We start from the raw sequence: 13,699 nt of genomic DNA, 5'->3' as shown, positions 1-13,699 counted from the left end.
TTCGTTCTTATCCAAGTATGACCGTAAAATTTTTACGGAAACAGCTCCTTTGAAAGTGATGTCTATTAAACAGTCAAAATATTTACCAATTACCTTACTAACCCGTTATAACGCATTAAGTTGGATATAATTTACTATGTAATATGTCAAAATACAGTAATATTTCCTATACTTTTAAGATTAACTTTATAATTGGGCTTTTAAGAGGCTGCTCAGTTGGATAACAGTTGAACTCATATCATGCAGACGATCGGGTTGATAATTTCTGATGAAACGCTTCGAGATGGCGAACAACAAGCAGGACTATTCTTTGAGAGTGAAACTAAGCGAACTTTAGCACATTCGATCGCTAGGACGGGAGTACATCAAATCGCTATCATGCCTGCCATTCATGAAACTGAAGAGTATTTGGTGAAAACATTGATAGCGGAAGGATTGGATAATAAGGTTGTCGCCTCGACGATGATGAACCGACGATTTATCGATCGCGCTAAAATTTGCGGCGTACACAAGATTATTCTCTTTCATGCCGTCTCCGATCGCCTGCTTTTTCTCAGAGATCCGGCAATCCGCCGCAACCCCGACTATAAAGGGAAAACTGTAGATGATAATATTCCCAAAAACATTATCAACAAAGTTCGTCAGAGTGCGATCGACAAAATTCTCAAACATCTGCGCTACGCCACAGAAATTGGCTTAAAAGTATACTTTGCTGCCGAGGATGCCAGTCGCTCCGATTTTGATTTTCTGGTCGAGTGTATCTGCGCTTTTCAACCCTATATCGAGCAATTCTTGCTCTGCGATACAGTGGGAGTCCTGACGCCAGAAAAAACTTATGTATGGATACACGACCTTTTAGAGTATACTAATCAGGCTCCCTTAGCCGTTCATTTCCACAACGATCTGGGGTTGGCACTCGAAAACACCATTCAGGCGGTGTTAGCGGGGGTTTCTGGCGTTTCTGGCACCTTTGGCGGCATTGGAGAACGAGCGGGAAATGTCGCTCTAGAACAGGTTTTAAACGGTCTGAGAATTCGATTTGGCTGGGAGGTAGAAGGAATCGATTATGATGCTCTTAATAAAGTAACAGACTATCTCGATCTCCGAGGAATTCGCCCGCATTCGCCCTATTCTCAACAAGCGCAACGCCACGAAACGGGGATTCATGTTAAAAGTCTCCTAGAAGATTATCGCAGCTATTCAATTTTTCCCTACGGAAAGCCGGAGATTTGGTTTGGCAAGTGTAGCGGTGCTAGTAATTTTCAGTATCTTTTCGAGCAACATCTCAAAAAACCGCTCACCAAAGAACAGTACGAACGACTGCGATCGCTTGTCAAAAATCTCTCCATTCAAGAACAACGTTCTTTCTCCACAGAGGAAATTTTAGAGTTATTGGAGCAAGGATTTTTGCAATTGTGAACTTTATATCAACTTCCTGAAAAAACAAAGAATTTCTTTTCGCATCGATTCTACCGATCGAAATGGGAACACTCAATAGCGAGCAAACTTCACGAATAACAGTGACGTGAAAATTTCATTTCGAGCGATCGCAACCCAACTCAAAACCTTAGACAGTCCTTTTGCCCGTAATGTCGGTTGGTTAGGAGGTTCGGGCGCAGTTATCCGAGTTTCGCGCTTGATAACCACAATTATTCTAGCTCGCTTTCTTTCCCCCCATGACTACGGTTTGGCGGCTGTCGTTCTCACGACGAATGAGTTTATCCGGGTGTTCGCGCGCAACGGAATTGGCATTCGACTGATTCAAGTAGAGGAAAAACAACTTGAAAACTTGGCTCAATCGGCGTATTGGCTGAATTGGGCAATCTTTATCGGGTTATTTGCCATTCAATGTCTGACGGCCTTTCCTATTGCTTGGTTTTACCGCGACAATAACTTGATTGTGCCTATTTGCGGGATGGCGTTCAATTTGCTTTTACTTCCCGTGGGAATGGTACAGGCGGCGCTGATTCAACGAGAAGGGCGCTTTAAGGCGATCGCGCTGACGGATATGCTTCAAGTTTGCACCGATAATATTTTATCAGCAGTTTTTGCCATTGCTGGATTGGGAATGTGGGCGATCGTTTTACCAAAGATGCTAGTTGCTCCTATCTGGGTTTACGGTATCTTAAAAAATCATTCCTGGCGACCCAAGGGACAATTTACAACTACGCGTTGGAGGGAATTAATGCGTTTTGGACGCAGCGTGTTAGGCGTTGAATTGCTCAATACGCTGCGTGCCAACCTAGACTACCTCATCGTCGGACGCTTTCTCAGTATTGAAGCATTGGGAATTTATTATTTTGCTTTTAATGCAGGTTTTGGCATTAGTTTTGGGATTATTTCCTCGATTAAATCAGCTTTGCTCCCGCATCTGTGCGATGCGCGATCAAATCTGGTTCAATTTCGCTGGCGCTATCAAAGTAGCTTGAAAACGATCGCGCTGGTTATTATTCCCTTAGTTCTGCTTCAGTCTTTTCTGGCTCCTTTTTATGTTCCCCTAATTTTCGGTCAAAAGTGGATGGTTGCCGTTCCTATTTTGATTTTAATTTGTCTGTCGGCAATTCCTCGTCCGTTTGCCGATTCTGCCTCCCAATTATTATTAGCCGTAGACAAGCCAGAAATCGATCTCGTCTGGAATCTTCTTTTTACTGGATTGTTTACGATAGGGTTATTCATTGGCGTTCATTGGCAGAGTGTAGGAGTCGCGATGGCAGTTTTACTAACTCATTGCCTTTTCTTACCCTTGTTTGCCGTTTGGGCAACCCGTTATGTTTTTAAGCGTCAAAAATTGTATCAAAAATGCTGAAGATGAAAAAAAACTGGTTTTTACGAATCGGGATATTGATGGTTGCATTTTTGAAGTCGTCGCCAAGTTTAGCTCTACCAATATCTCCAGGCGATCGCTTGGAAATTTCTATTCCTAATGATAAATATTTTGTTGGCGTTTACGAAGTCAACCAAGATGGCAAGATCGAAATTCCCTATCTGGGCGCTTTACCTGTCGTTGGATTAGAACCGCCCGATATTCAAGCCAAACTGTCTCAAAGCTTGAGCGATAAAGGTTTTTTTCTTCCCGACAAATTGCAATTGAGCGTTCAAGTCCTCAAATGGGCGCCCATACAAGTGACTGTGGCGGGAGAAACCTTTCAACCCGGACGAGTTTTGATTAACGAAACTAAAAACGAGGCAAATACGGCATTTTCACCCGAATCTCGGCAAATTACGGGCAATTATCCCATTCGTCGCCATCTAACCAATGCGATTCGAGCGGCAGGAGGCGTATTACCGACCGCAGATGTCAGTCAAGTCCGTCTCATTCGGGGCGATCGCGAGACGATAATAGATTTATCAGGAGTTTTTACGGGAGAGCCAGTAGAGGACGTACCCCTGATAGCAGGCGATCGCATTGTAGTTCCTCGGGCGGATCGTTTTCAACCGGAGTTGGTGCGTCCTTCTCAAATTACACCCCCAGGAATCAAGGTCTTTGTCTCCAATCTCACCATTCCTGCCGCCAATAACGCATCGGCAGCGGTTAGCAACCGCGAAGAAGGGATTAGCGTTCCTTATGGCTCTCGCTTTAGTCACGCCGTCGTAGCAACCAACTGTGCTGGAGGAACGGATATTAGTGAAGATAGAAAAGCTATTTTAGTAAGAGCCGATCGCATTACGGGAAAAACCATCGCCATCGAGCGCGACGTTGAAGATTTAATGCGAAATTCCGATAATAATGAAGAGAATCCCTTGCTCATGCCAAAGGATAGCGTCGCTTGTTATGATTCGTCGGCAACGAATACCAGAGATCTGTTTCGCACTATTGGCGATATCTTGAGTCCTTTAAATCCCATTTTGCTGTTTCGCAACCTTTTCAATTAATGGCAATTATTCCCAAGTCATTAACTGACGAAAAGTCTAAGCCAGTAGGACGAAGTCTTTGGTGGCGCTTCTTGAAGTATGCGATCGTTGGCATCTTTGCCAATGCGGGACTGTGGGCGATCGCGATTGTTTATTTGAAAAACACCCCTCCTACCTACACGAGCGAAGCTACCCTCAATGTGGCAGGAAATGGTCCTGGAGTGAGCGTCAATCTACCGGAAATCGGTCAAGCTTATACTTCCAGTGCTTCTGCTTTTGGCAGTTCTTCCTCAGATCCGAGAGAAAATTACAAAATTATTGCCAGTAGCGCTACCGTCATTAAAGCTGCTGCTCAGTCCCTCAATATTCCCCAAGAAGCATTTGGCGAACCTCGCATCAAGCTCATCAACAATACCACGTTACTCAGCATCGCCATCAACGGGAAAGATCCAGAGAAAACCCAACAAAAACTGCAAGCACTTTATCGGGCACTTAATGAAAAGCTTAACTCTCTGCGGCAAACCGAACGAACAGAACGCGATCGCTCCAACCAACAAGCGCTGTCCGACGCGCAGAAAAAGCTCACCGAAGCCCAGCGCCGTTTATCCGAATACAAAGCCGAATCCGGACTTAACTCTTCATCTCAAATTAAAGAATTAATTAGTAACATCGAACTGTTACGAAAGCAGCGATCGGAAACCTATGCCCAACAGCAACAACTTGGCAGTCGTTTAAAACAATTATCCGTCAACTTACAACTCTCTCCCCAGGAAGCGGCTGATGCTCTAGTATTACAAACCGACCAACAGTTTCAAAAAAGCTTCAGCGAATACACGACAGCAACGACAACCCTAAAAGCACTTCTGAGCGATCGCGGTCCTAACTATCCCGACGTAGTAGCGGCACGACAGCAACAAGAAGCTGCCTTAGCCATCCTTCTAGAGAGAGGAAAAGCCCTTTTAGGTAAACCCGTAGAGCAATTGACCCTAGAGCGGCTAAATTTAGATAATAGCAACGGTTCGGGAGGACAACGAGCGCAACTCTTTCAACAACTGGTCACTTTGGAATCAGATTATCAAGGTTTAACCGCCCAAGTGAGAACCCTGACGCAACAAGTTCAAAAGCTAGAAACTCAATTGCAGGCACTCTCTCAAAAAGAGACCGTTCTTGATGCTCTCCTGCGACAATTGCAAATTGCTGAAGCCGTTTTTGCCTCGACGCTGGCTAAAGTGGACTTAGGCAAAGGAGATCCCTTCGGCTCTTTTCCCCTCATCCAAATGGTTGAAGAACCCTCTTTACCCGAAGAACCCACTGCCCCCAAACCAAAGCTAGTATTAGCAGGAGCGGTTTTAGGCTCCCTTTTGGTTACGACATCGCTAACCCTAATCTGGTGGCGCGATCCCCTAGCAACAGCGACGAAAAAAATCCTCAAAGAAATTGTGGCGTAAACTACCCGCCGCTACAACCCGCAGGGTTGTAGCGGGACGGCTTGATCCCTAACACAGTCTGTTCCAACGAACAAAACATAGTCGAGATTCCAGGCTGATTTACAGCAGCCCCAAGAGCCGAAATATTCAAAGCTCCGTTATGGTCAGCATCTCCAGTCCAACCACAATTCAAGTTCAGACAACGAAAGACTTTGCCGTCTCGGTTGCCAATTACCTTGCAACAGTTACAGGTCTTAGATGTATATCTGGGGTCAACCAACACAATTGGAATACCAGCAACAGCAGCCTTATATTCTGTAAACAGTCTCAACTGGTAAAAAGCCCACGAATTATGCTCTCGGAGTTGAGACTTCCTAACTATAGCTCGTTGCCTAATCCCTGTAAGGTCTTCAAAAGCAATAGCTGCAACCAGTTTGGACCCATCGTTTACAAGCTGTTTGCTAATATTGTGGTTAACCCAAGCCATCATGCGTCTTTCTTTCCCAGAGAGCCTGCGAAGCAATCTTTTAGAGGCCTTGCTGCGTTTGGATTGAATAGACGCTCTGACGCGAGAATATTTTGCACGGGTTTCTCTAAGTTGTTTCCCGTCCCAAAATTTTCCCGTACTAGTGGTAGCAGTGTCACGAATACCAAGGTCAACTTCCAAAACTTTAGGAGTCTTACCCGTGGGTTGAGTAGGGATTTCTACCACGATGTTGATGTAGTAATCTCCCCCCCTAGTTTTGCTCAATGTCGCACTGGTCGGAACTTGACCTCTAAGCAGTGCAACTTGATAACCGCCAATTGCCAAGCCGAAATTAACTCGCCCAGACTTCAAGGTTATTCCTACTTGTTGCTTCTCCTCAACGTACTTGAATGTTCGAGCATCCAAACTAATACTGGTAGGTCTAAATTTGTGAATCTGTTTAACGGCTTTGGCATTGCCAATAACCCGTCTAATAGCCTGACAGACATGGTTGGCTTTCAGCCCAGTTTGCTCCCTAGTAGCTTTGTAGACTTTGTGGTGAAGCTTAGTTGTATGCCAACACTTTTCTTGTTTCGCCACATCCAGAATGTAATTGCAAGCAGCAGCAAATCCAGAGAGTGTTTCGTCAATTTGATGGCGAAACTCAACAGGGACTATCAACTTGCATCTTACAAACAGGGCTTGTGTCATAGCCCTATTTTATCTCATCCGAGATCGGCTGGTAAACCTGTATGTGGAGGCGGCGTTTCCTCCCACGGTAAGGCAAAAGCCTGTACAGTGGGTCTCCACGCCGAAACTAGATGAGCGAAATAGTTTCCATAAATGAGGAAAAGATTTGTCCAGAAAATTTTCCAGAACGGCTGATTTGGTTTGGTATGGTTTGGACTTACGGCTTTTACCTCATCGGCGGACTGTATATTGTCGGTTCGGTTTTGGGCTGGATTTTAGGGTTTTACGTTCTCTTAAAGCTTTGGTTGCAAACAGAGGAAACACCTCAGCGTCAAAAAATCGCGATTCCTTTACTGGCTTGGATTTGGATCGTCGGGATGCTGGTAATGGAAGTTGCTCTGATTATCGGTCATCTCGACTTTAACTTACCCACTTCTTTGATAATTAAATCTTCCATTGGTTGGGCAAAAGGATGGGCGTTACTCGCTCTATATCCCCTTGCAGGCTGTTTGCAAATTCGACCGCAAATTATCTACAGAGGCGCTTGCATTATTGGCTTTCATACCCTTTTGCTTTTGCCTTTATTAATTGTCGCGCCGATTCTCCATCTGCCAGAAATTTTATATGTTTCTCCCCTCAAAGCGGTAGGAGGGCCGGGAACGACTTTTTTTGATGTGTCTTTATACGAAGTAGACTTTGACGGACAGATACGCCAGCGCTTGTTTACGCCTTGGGGTCCAGCTTTGGGATTTGTGGGCAATGTTTACTTTGCCTTAGCGCTGCGAGAGCAAAATCGAAAATGGCGTTGGTTTGGCATCATAGGCTCTGTGGTGATGTGTTATATCTGCAAATCTCGCTTAGCGCAAGTTTGTATCGTTTTAACGCCTCTATTTACGTTTATTTTCTCTCGACTGAGCCGTCCGCTCGTTCTCATGTTGCTGGGAATTGCTACCACAATTAGCGGCATACTCTCGCCCCTACTGCTGAATGCTTTGGATAATTTCTGGACGAAATTTAAGGAAGCGAGAGCAGAATCGACGCGAGTTCGTCAAACCCTCAAAGAAATTGCTGGCTATCGATGGCAAACCGAAGCTCCCCTTTGGGGACATGGGGTAGTAGAGCCTGGCCCTCATCTCGTAGAATATATGCCCATCGGTTCCCATCACACTTGGTACGGGTTGCTGTTTGTGAAAGGAATTGTTGGATTGTTGGCACTGGCTATTCCTATGGCACTCAGTTTTTTAGTTCTTTTGGTGAAGGCACAGAAATCTGAAACGGCACAGACGGGATTGACTATCCTTTTTATTCTCTTCCTCTACACTTTTGGCGAAAATTTGGAGATTCTTGCCTATTTGTTTTGGCCGGGTTTAGTCATCATGGGCATGGCTTTTATGCCAATTCGCAATTAGGAAGACGGAGAATTCATTCTCTGTCCGATAGTGAAAATCGATTTTAATCGATTGTTTTTGGGGGATGGTGTTGGTTTAAATTAATTCTCTTTGAAGAGAATTAAGCTTTGAGACGGCGATTTCAATCGCTGGCTGAGAAATTAAATATTCTTATTTTTAGGGAAAATTATTGATTTTTTATAGATTTACATGAATTCATATTGTAAATCCGTTTCGAGATCTGGGTACATTAGGGACACATAAAGTTTTTTCATAGAGTTTTAAAAATGGCAAACGAACAGACAACGTCTAAACGACTTCCCACGCAAGGATCTCAGCTTTCCCAAGACTGGTCGGCAGTGCTGACGGCGCTAGCTTTGTTAGTGCTAGTGCTGCTAGGAATCAACGTTCCTTGGTGATGATGGCTGAGAACTACCGATCTGTAATTGAAAATTACAAGTAAGTGATAACAACTATGGCTAAAACCACCTCATTTGCTCAGAATCTTTCCCAACTCTTGCCCCAGTTTTTATGGCGTCGGCTTCCAGGTGTTTTGCTCCTGTTTGGATTAGGCTACCTGGGCAAGCTACTCGAACAGTTCATCAAAGACTATGGCAAAGCGCACGATCTAACGTTGCCCGATATCGAATACGTGCTGTGGGCAATTCTGTTTGGCACGATTATCGTCAACACCGTGGGAATTCCGAAAATTTTTCGTCCTGGAGTAGCCACCTACGAATTTTGGCTGCGAGTCGGAATTGCGTTGCTCGGTGCTCGTTTTCTCCTGGGAGATATTCTCAAACTTGGTGCTGTTAGCTTAGTGCTGGTTGCATTCGAGTTATGTTTAGCTATTGCTATTACAATGGGTCTCGGTCGTTTTTTTGGGATTGGACCGAAGCTAGCTAGCCTACTCGCTATCGGCTCTTCAATCTGCGGAGTTTCGGCAATCGTTGCTGGAAAAGGAGCGATTGAGAGCGAAGATGACGAAGCAGCTTTTGCGATCGCCATTATCTTGGCACTGGGAGCAGTCGGACTATTAGTCTATCCCGCGATCGGGCACTTCTGTGATTTGGAAGCGCCTCTATTCGGCTTGTGGACTGGTCTAGTCGTGGAAAACACGGCTACAACTGCTACGGTTAGCGCTCTCTATTCCGAAGGGGCTACTCAGATTGCTATGTTGGTGAAGACGGCTCGCAATGCAGCAATCGGTTTTGTCGTTCTTGGTTTTACTCTCTTTTGGGCGAGGCGGGGACAGGCATCAAATATTGAGAACAAACGCTCTTTTCTGTGGCAAAAGTTTCCCAAGTTCGTGCTAGCGTTCCTTCTCATCTCTCTTTTAGGAACATTTGGTGCTTTTAGTAAGGAGCAACTCGTCAGTCTGGGAAATCTATCGCGCTGGGCTTTTTTACTTGCCTTTGCTGGTGTAGGGTTAAACATTAATTTGCGTTCGCTCCGCCAACTGGGAGTAGGTCCTGTGATGACTGCCGTAATGGCGAAGCTGATAGTTAGTTATGCGATGCTTACCCTAGTGGTGTTAATGAATTACTTGGGATTGGTTAACCTCATCTTACCCAAATAAAAAATTCTTGGGTGCGATCGCAAAATTCTTCCCAAGCATTAATGACTGAATTTCTCCCTGTCTTTCCCCAAGCTTCTAAATTATATTCGGGTAAAGATGCGATCGCATCCGCTAACTTTTCTACATTGTTGGCAGGTACTAATACCCCGCAGTCTCGAACTTGCTCGCACAACCCATCAACCGCAGTAGCAATTACGGGTTTTCCGGCGGCTTTTGCTTCTAAACAAGTTAATCCCCAAGGTTCCCAGCGAGAAGGAATCGCGATCGCGTCGCAAGCGGCAAGAAAGGCAGGAACGTCAGTAATGGTTCCTAATAATTTGACATGGGGCAATTCTCTAGCTAATTCTTTAATTTGCTCTTCATCGGGTCCATATCCGCCTAAATGCAACTGAAATTGTTCTGGCGGAAGCAGTGCAAATGCTTTCAGTAATAGATCGAATCCTTTTTGTTTGGCAAATCGTCCATAAGCACCGATTATCAAAGGGCAACTGGGCATTTTTGAGGGAATTGTTAACATCTCATCCATTGCAGAAGCAGGTGAAATCACCCTCACTTTTTCTGGAGAGACTAATCGACGAGCTAACATCCACTGATGCTGTGCTTGAGAAACGCACAACACTCCATCGACTAAACCATATGCTAGCCGCAGCATGAGATGAAAGCGAAAAAGCGAAGGCACTTGTTCTCGTTCAAATCCTTCGCAATAGTGGTGATCGTAAATAAAAACTTTACTGTATTTTTTGAGTAGAAAAAGATCTAAAAGATATTTCCAAGCACAGGGATAGTGAAAAATGATGATATCTGGTTTGAGATTTTTTAATTGAGGTTTTGCTTCTTCTAGCCTAAATACCAAAAAGTCAAAATTTTCGCGCAATTTTGATTCGACTAGCTGTTTAACCAGTCGATTCGATCCACCCGAACGTTTATCACCAATAAGATGTAAAATTTTAGGTTTCATCGAAATTTTTAATTTAGCCACCCCGAAAGATCGCGATCGATTAAATCTTGGCATTTAAGAATATCTTCGCGATAAAGATTGGTTAAAAATACCTTTGTTTCTGAAGAAATTTTAGGCGTTTTTAAATTCTGATGTTGAATTTTTTGACGAAGTTGAGAGGGAAATAATGGTTTGAGAATAGATTTGATAGGATTGGGTTTTGTAAGCAATTTATGAACGAGTAAGTTTTTAGGTATTCCCGATTTATTGGGGCGAATACTTATATCAGGAACAAAAGTTTTATCTACTCCAAGAAAGCAAAAAATATCTTGTATTAAAGCCAAAGGATTTTGACATAAATCTTCGTATAAATAGACTCGGATTTGCTCGCGATCGAAGATGTCATAATAGCGTTTAAGTTGTATGGAGTAGTAACCGAGTTGAATATAATGCCAAAACCATTCCCAATTGTCTTCAATGCGTTTCTTTTCCTGCTGCAATGCTTGAGCAAAATCTCGACAAGGTTCGCGATCGTCACGAATAATATGGAGAAAATTGGCATAGGCGCGATCGACTGGATGGCGAAGAATAGCAATTAAACGCACATGAGGAATATAAGAATAAATGCGTTCTGGTGCTTTAGCATGATACAAATAGAGAGGACAAGCCTCTCCGATCGCTTTTTCATCAGAGACGTTTTGAAACTCTGCCTGATAGCTTTCTAGCTCGATAATAGAAAACTGGTTGATAGCTTCATCGCCAGGTCCTTGAAAGTTGAGATGTTCGCCTTCAAAAGCAAAGAAATTAGTTTCTTTATCAGGGGTCATATAAATCTGCGGATGCTGTTGCAGATACGTATGCAAAGCGGTCGTCCCTGCTTTTGCCGCACCAATAATGAGAAAATTGGGTAGTGTCATTGCGATTTTAGATTTTAGACTATTTAGTCACTCGGAGCGATCGCTCAGGTGTAATTATAGAGAGAGTTCCCAAAAACTCTGCTTCAATAACAGGTTAGTACTAATTTTTGTTAACTAAATTTCCTTGCGAGTTAACTTTATAAGCTTTGCCGACATATCCAGTGTTGTTATAAAAAATTTGGTGAATGTGGCGATCGAGTGCGTACTCGTTAGGAATTTGCTCGCGATAAAAGTCTTTGACTTTTTCTTCTACTCCCATCTCGTCGAGGCGATCGTGGAGAAGATTTTTATTACCTTGGAAATAAGCTTTTCTAGCTGTCTCATCTTTTAAGAACTCTAGAATAATCGGGACTGGTACTCCTCTAATTGTCCAACGATTCATATTAATCTGCGATCGTCCGCTTATCAGAAGTAGACTTCCCACTATTAAAGGAATTGCCGTAGTTAGATAGAGCGCGATCGCCATTTTAGCTTGATTATTATTATTTGCATAATCATAATCTACATACATAAATTTTCTCCTTAAAATGATTCTGACTTGAGTTCGCCAAGCAATAAATTTCTTAGCACAAATATTTCAGTTGGTTTCAGCGGAATTTAGCATCTTAGAAAAAAATTATCCCCTGGCTACTAGAATGAAATAGCCTTGATGTTTACCAATATCTAGTTTCTCTATCTACGATCGCGCCTACGAAAGCTTTTAATATGTCTAACTTGTGTTCAACTTTTGTTAGAGAAAAAAACTCGCTTTTCGAGAAAGCGAGCATGTTCTTAAATTTTGATTTTTGGGTTAGTTGCTGGAGAGATCGATCGCTACTGATGGCATGATTGCATAATAGTTTCACTGTTAAACATACTATCCTGTTGGAAATCGGATAGAGTTATGAGTTGAGCACTACCAATACTCAAGTCGAATGAGTCATCAACAGGAAAATAATGACCATAACCATTAGCGAGAATTTCATAGTCCTGACTGCCAGATAAGCCATCTGTACTATTACTACTAAGAAGTGAATCGTTGGCGTTACTTTGAACGAGAGTCTCACTGCTATTACCGACTAGAAGATCGTCACTACTGCTTGCCAATAGTTGATTTTGTTGTAAGGAAGCAGTTGGAAGACTTTCTAAAATCTCGATTCTCTGCAAATCATTTCGCACCAGTCTTCCTAAATCAGTTAGAATTTCCGTGTTGATTCCGTTAAAATACTCTGCGTGTCCTCCTGGACCAGTGGTAAGGTCGTTAAGGTCATTAGCTTTAGCTACCCAGACAATTCTGCCAATCTCCCGTTCTTGTGCTGCTGCCATCATCCGGCGACTGGCATCTAAAGTACTGCGTCCTGCGTTTGTAGATCCATATTCCCCAACCATAATCGGAATGCCTCGATTTTGTACGGTATCGAAGTATTGACCGATATCTTTGCCATTCCACTGGTCGTAAGTATGGATTGAGAAGAGGACATTGGTATTGCCATTCATAATTCGATTGGCAGCAGTGGGAATGGTCTGAGTCCGATAGTCTTGTCCCCAAGCTTCGCCATCCACAACGACAATATTATTAGCACCTTCAGAACGAATAATATTAATTAATTCGCGGTGGTAATTAACCCATTTGTCTGGATTGGCAATGCCATTGCCTGGTTCGTTGTGCAAATTAAACCAAACGTAGGGATTGTTACCGAACTGCCGCGCCATGTCGCGCCAATAGTTTTTGAGAACTTCAAATTCCATTCCATCGTAATATCTGCCAATGCGATCGTGTGCGTCAAATATAGCAACTGCACCCCTACTGGTAAAAGCATCGACAATTTGACGGTTAGTAGCATAGCCATCTGCACTGGGATGCGGCTGATTATAGCTACCTAATAAATAATTGGGAACTCTAATAGTATTAAAACCCCAAGTATTTAGATAGGAATTGACATTAGAAGTTCGCTCCCAGGCAAACATATTGGTGCCTTTTATAATAAATTCTTGTCCGTTGGGATCGTATATTTTAGTGCCAATAATTTGGAATCCTTGACCAGGAGATAGTGAGGTAGAATTGTTAGGAGTTAAAGGCGTTTGATTCAATTCAAATAATTGAACTTTTTGCTTGCTTAAGTTGGCATAATTAACAAGAGGATCGTTATAAAGAAACGACTCCCAATATTCAACAAGATCTTGTTCCCAATCTTCAGATAATTTAATCTCTTCTGGTGCTAGAGTAATAGAAGTATTTTTTGGAGTCAGAGTGATTTCTTGATTACTATTGAAAAGTTTGCTGTTTCTAGAAGTGGAAGCGCTGAGATCGGAAACTGGCTCTAAAACTAAGGGAATTGACCGCGCGATAGGTGTTTCGGAAAGTGGGTTTAAGGAATTTGATAAAACCGAAGTCATATTGTCGATAGGCTTGAAGTTTATAGATTTCTCTAAGAACCAAGAAATTTTTGGTTCTTTCGAGAAA

The 13,699-nt window shown here is 43.1% G+C and carries 12 protein-coding genes; 7 read left to right on the top strand and 5 right to left on the bottom strand.

The window, feature by feature from the left end; genetic code table 11:
• Nucleotides 1-240: 240 nt before the first annotated feature.
• The 4 genes from PLE7327_RS06445 to PLE7327_RS06430 all read left to right on the top strand — a co-directional run bounded on the left by PLE7327_RS06445 (nucleotide 241) and on the right by PLE7327_RS06430 (nucleotide 5,300).
• Nucleotides 241-1,419: a LeuA family protein gene (locus PLE7327_RS06445; RefSeq protein WP_015143049.1), complete on the top strand. Its 1,179-nt coding sequence runs from the start codon at nucleotides 241-243 to the stop codon at nucleotides 1,417-1,419.
• 106 nt (nucleotides 1,420-1,525) lie between these two features.
• A complete protein-coding gene (locus tag PLE7327_RS06440) occupies nucleotides 1,526-2,806 on the top strand; it encodes a lipopolysaccharide biosynthesis protein (protein ID WP_015143048.1) in 1,281 nt (426 codons plus the stop codon).
• 38 nt (nucleotides 2,807-2,844) lie between these two features.
• Nucleotides 2,845-3,873, top strand: coding sequence for a polysaccharide biosynthesis/export family protein (locus PLE7327_RS06435; RefSeq protein ID WP_217523338.1), 1,029 nt, complete (start codon nucleotides 2,845-2,847; stop codon nucleotides 3,871-3,873).
• Nucleotides 3,873-5,300 (top strand): hypothetical protein, encoded by a 1,428-nt coding sequence (locus PLE7327_RS06430; RefSeq protein WP_015143046.1) that lies wholly within the window; start codon nucleotides 3,873-3,875, stop codon nucleotides 5,298-5,300. Before PLE7327_RS06435 ends, PLE7327_RS06430 begins: the two co-directional genes overlap by 1 nt.
• 1 nt (nucleotide 5,301) lies before the next feature.
• Here PLE7327_RS06430 and PLE7327_RS06425 read toward each other — a convergent pair whose 3' ends face one another.
• Nucleotides 5,302-6,456: an RNA-guided endonuclease TnpB family protein gene (locus PLE7327_RS06425; RefSeq protein ID WP_015143045.1), complete on the bottom strand. Its 1,155-nt coding sequence runs from the start codon at nucleotides 6,454-6,456 to the stop codon at nucleotides 5,302-5,304.
• A gap of 110 nt (nucleotides 6,457-6,566) precedes the next feature.
• Between PLE7327_RS06425 and PLE7327_RS06420 the strand changes: the two genes are divergently transcribed.
• The 3 genes from PLE7327_RS06420 (at nucleotide 6,567) to PLE7327_RS06415 (ending at nucleotide 9,402) form a co-directional block, all read left to right on the top strand.
• Complete coding sequence (locus tag PLE7327_RS06420) at nucleotides 6,567-7,844, top strand: hypothetical protein (RefSeq protein WP_015143044.1); 1,278 nt, start codon at nucleotides 6,567-6,569, stop codon at nucleotides 7,842-7,844.
• Between the two features lie 266 nt (nucleotides 7,845-8,110).
• A complete protein-coding gene (locus tag PLE7327_RS26125) occupies nucleotides 8,111-8,242 on the top strand; it encodes a hypothetical protein (RefSeq protein WP_015143043.1) in 132 nt (43 codons plus the stop codon).
• Nucleotides 8,243-8,298: 56 nt separating this feature from the next.
• A complete protein-coding gene (locus tag PLE7327_RS06415; protein WP_015143042.1) occupies nucleotides 8,299-9,402 on the top strand; it encodes a YeiH family protein in 1,104 nt (367 codons plus the stop codon).
• On the opposite strand, the gene PLE7327_RS06410 is transcribed toward PLE7327_RS06415, so the two are convergent.
• The 4 genes from PLE7327_RS06410 to PLE7327_RS06395 all read right to left on the bottom strand — a co-directional run bounded on the left by PLE7327_RS06410 (nucleotide 9,386) and on the right by PLE7327_RS06395 (nucleotide 13,632).
• Nucleotides 9,386-10,360: a glycosyltransferase family 4 protein gene (locus tag PLE7327_RS06410; RefSeq protein WP_041392903.1), complete on the bottom strand. Its 975-nt coding sequence runs from the start codon at nucleotides 10,358-10,360 to the stop codon at nucleotides 9,386-9,388. The two genes, PLE7327_RS06415 and PLE7327_RS06410, sit on opposite strands and share 17 nt — an antisense overlap.
• 8 nt (nucleotides 10,361-10,368) lie before the next feature.
• Entirely contained in the window at nucleotides 10,369-11,256 is an 888-nt protein-coding gene (locus tag PLE7327_RS06405; protein WP_015143040.1) for a sulfotransferase, read from the bottom strand.
• A 100-nt stretch (nucleotides 11,257-11,356) separates the two neighbouring features.
• Nucleotides 11,357-11,767: a hypothetical protein gene (locus PLE7327_RS06400; protein ID WP_015143039.1), complete on the bottom strand. Its 411-nt coding sequence runs from the start codon at nucleotides 11,765-11,767 to the stop codon at nucleotides 11,357-11,359.
• A gap of 302 nt (nucleotides 11,768-12,069) precedes the next feature.
• A complete protein-coding gene (locus tag PLE7327_RS06395) occupies nucleotides 12,070-13,632 on the bottom strand; it encodes a glycoside hydrolase family 5 protein (RefSeq protein WP_015143038.1) in 1,563 nt (520 codons plus the stop codon).
• Nucleotides 13,633-13,699 lie beyond the last annotated feature (67 nt).

It is taken from the genome of Pleurocapsa sp. PCC 7327 (assembly GCF_000317025.1).
GTDB lineage: Bacteria > Cyanobacteriota > Cyanobacteriia > Cyanobacteriales > Microcystaceae > Hydrococcus.
This window is presented reverse-complemented; position numbering and strand designations above follow the sequence as displayed.

Coding starts and splice junctions, on each gene's coding strand:
- PLE7327_RS06445 (WP_015143049.1), top strand. CDS start 241: ATGCAGACGATCGGGTTGATAATTTCTGATGAAACGCTTCGAGATGGC.
- PLE7327_RS06435 (WP_217523338.1), top strand. CDS start 2,845: ATGGTTGCATTTTTGAAGTCGTCGCCAAGTTTAGCTCTACCAATATCT.
- PLE7327_RS06430 (WP_015143046.1), top strand. CDS start 3,873: ATGGCAATTATTCCCAAGTCATTAACTGACGAAAAGTCTAAGCCAGTA.
- PLE7327_RS06425 (WP_015143045.1), bottom strand. CDS start 6,456: ATGACACAAGCCCTGTTTGTAAGATGCAAGTTGATAGTCCCTGTTGAG.
- PLE7327_RS06420 (WP_015143044.1), top strand. CDS start 6,567: ATGAGCGAAATAGTTTCCATAAATGAGGAAAAGATTTGTCCAGAAAAT.
- PLE7327_RS26125 (WP_015143043.1), top strand. CDS start 8,111: ATGGCAAACGAACAGACAACGTCTAAACGACTTCCCACGCAAGGATCT.
- PLE7327_RS06415 (WP_015143042.1), top strand. CDS start 8,299: ATGGCTAAAACCACCTCATTTGCTCAGAATCTTTCCCAACTCTTGCCC.
- PLE7327_RS06410 (WP_041392903.1), bottom strand. CDS start 10,360: ATGAAACCTAAAATTTTACATCTTATTGGTGATAAACGTTCGGGTGGA.
- PLE7327_RS06405 (WP_015143040.1), bottom strand. CDS start 11,256: ATGACACTACCCAATTTTCTCATTATTGGTGCGGCAAAAGCAGGGACG.
- PLE7327_RS06400 (WP_015143039.1), bottom strand. CDS start 11,767: ATGTATGTAGATTATGATTATGCAAATAATAATAATCAAGCTAAAATG.
- PLE7327_RS06395 (WP_015143038.1), bottom strand. CDS start 13,632: ATGACTTCGGTTTTATCAAATTCCTTAAACCCACTTTCCGAAACACCT.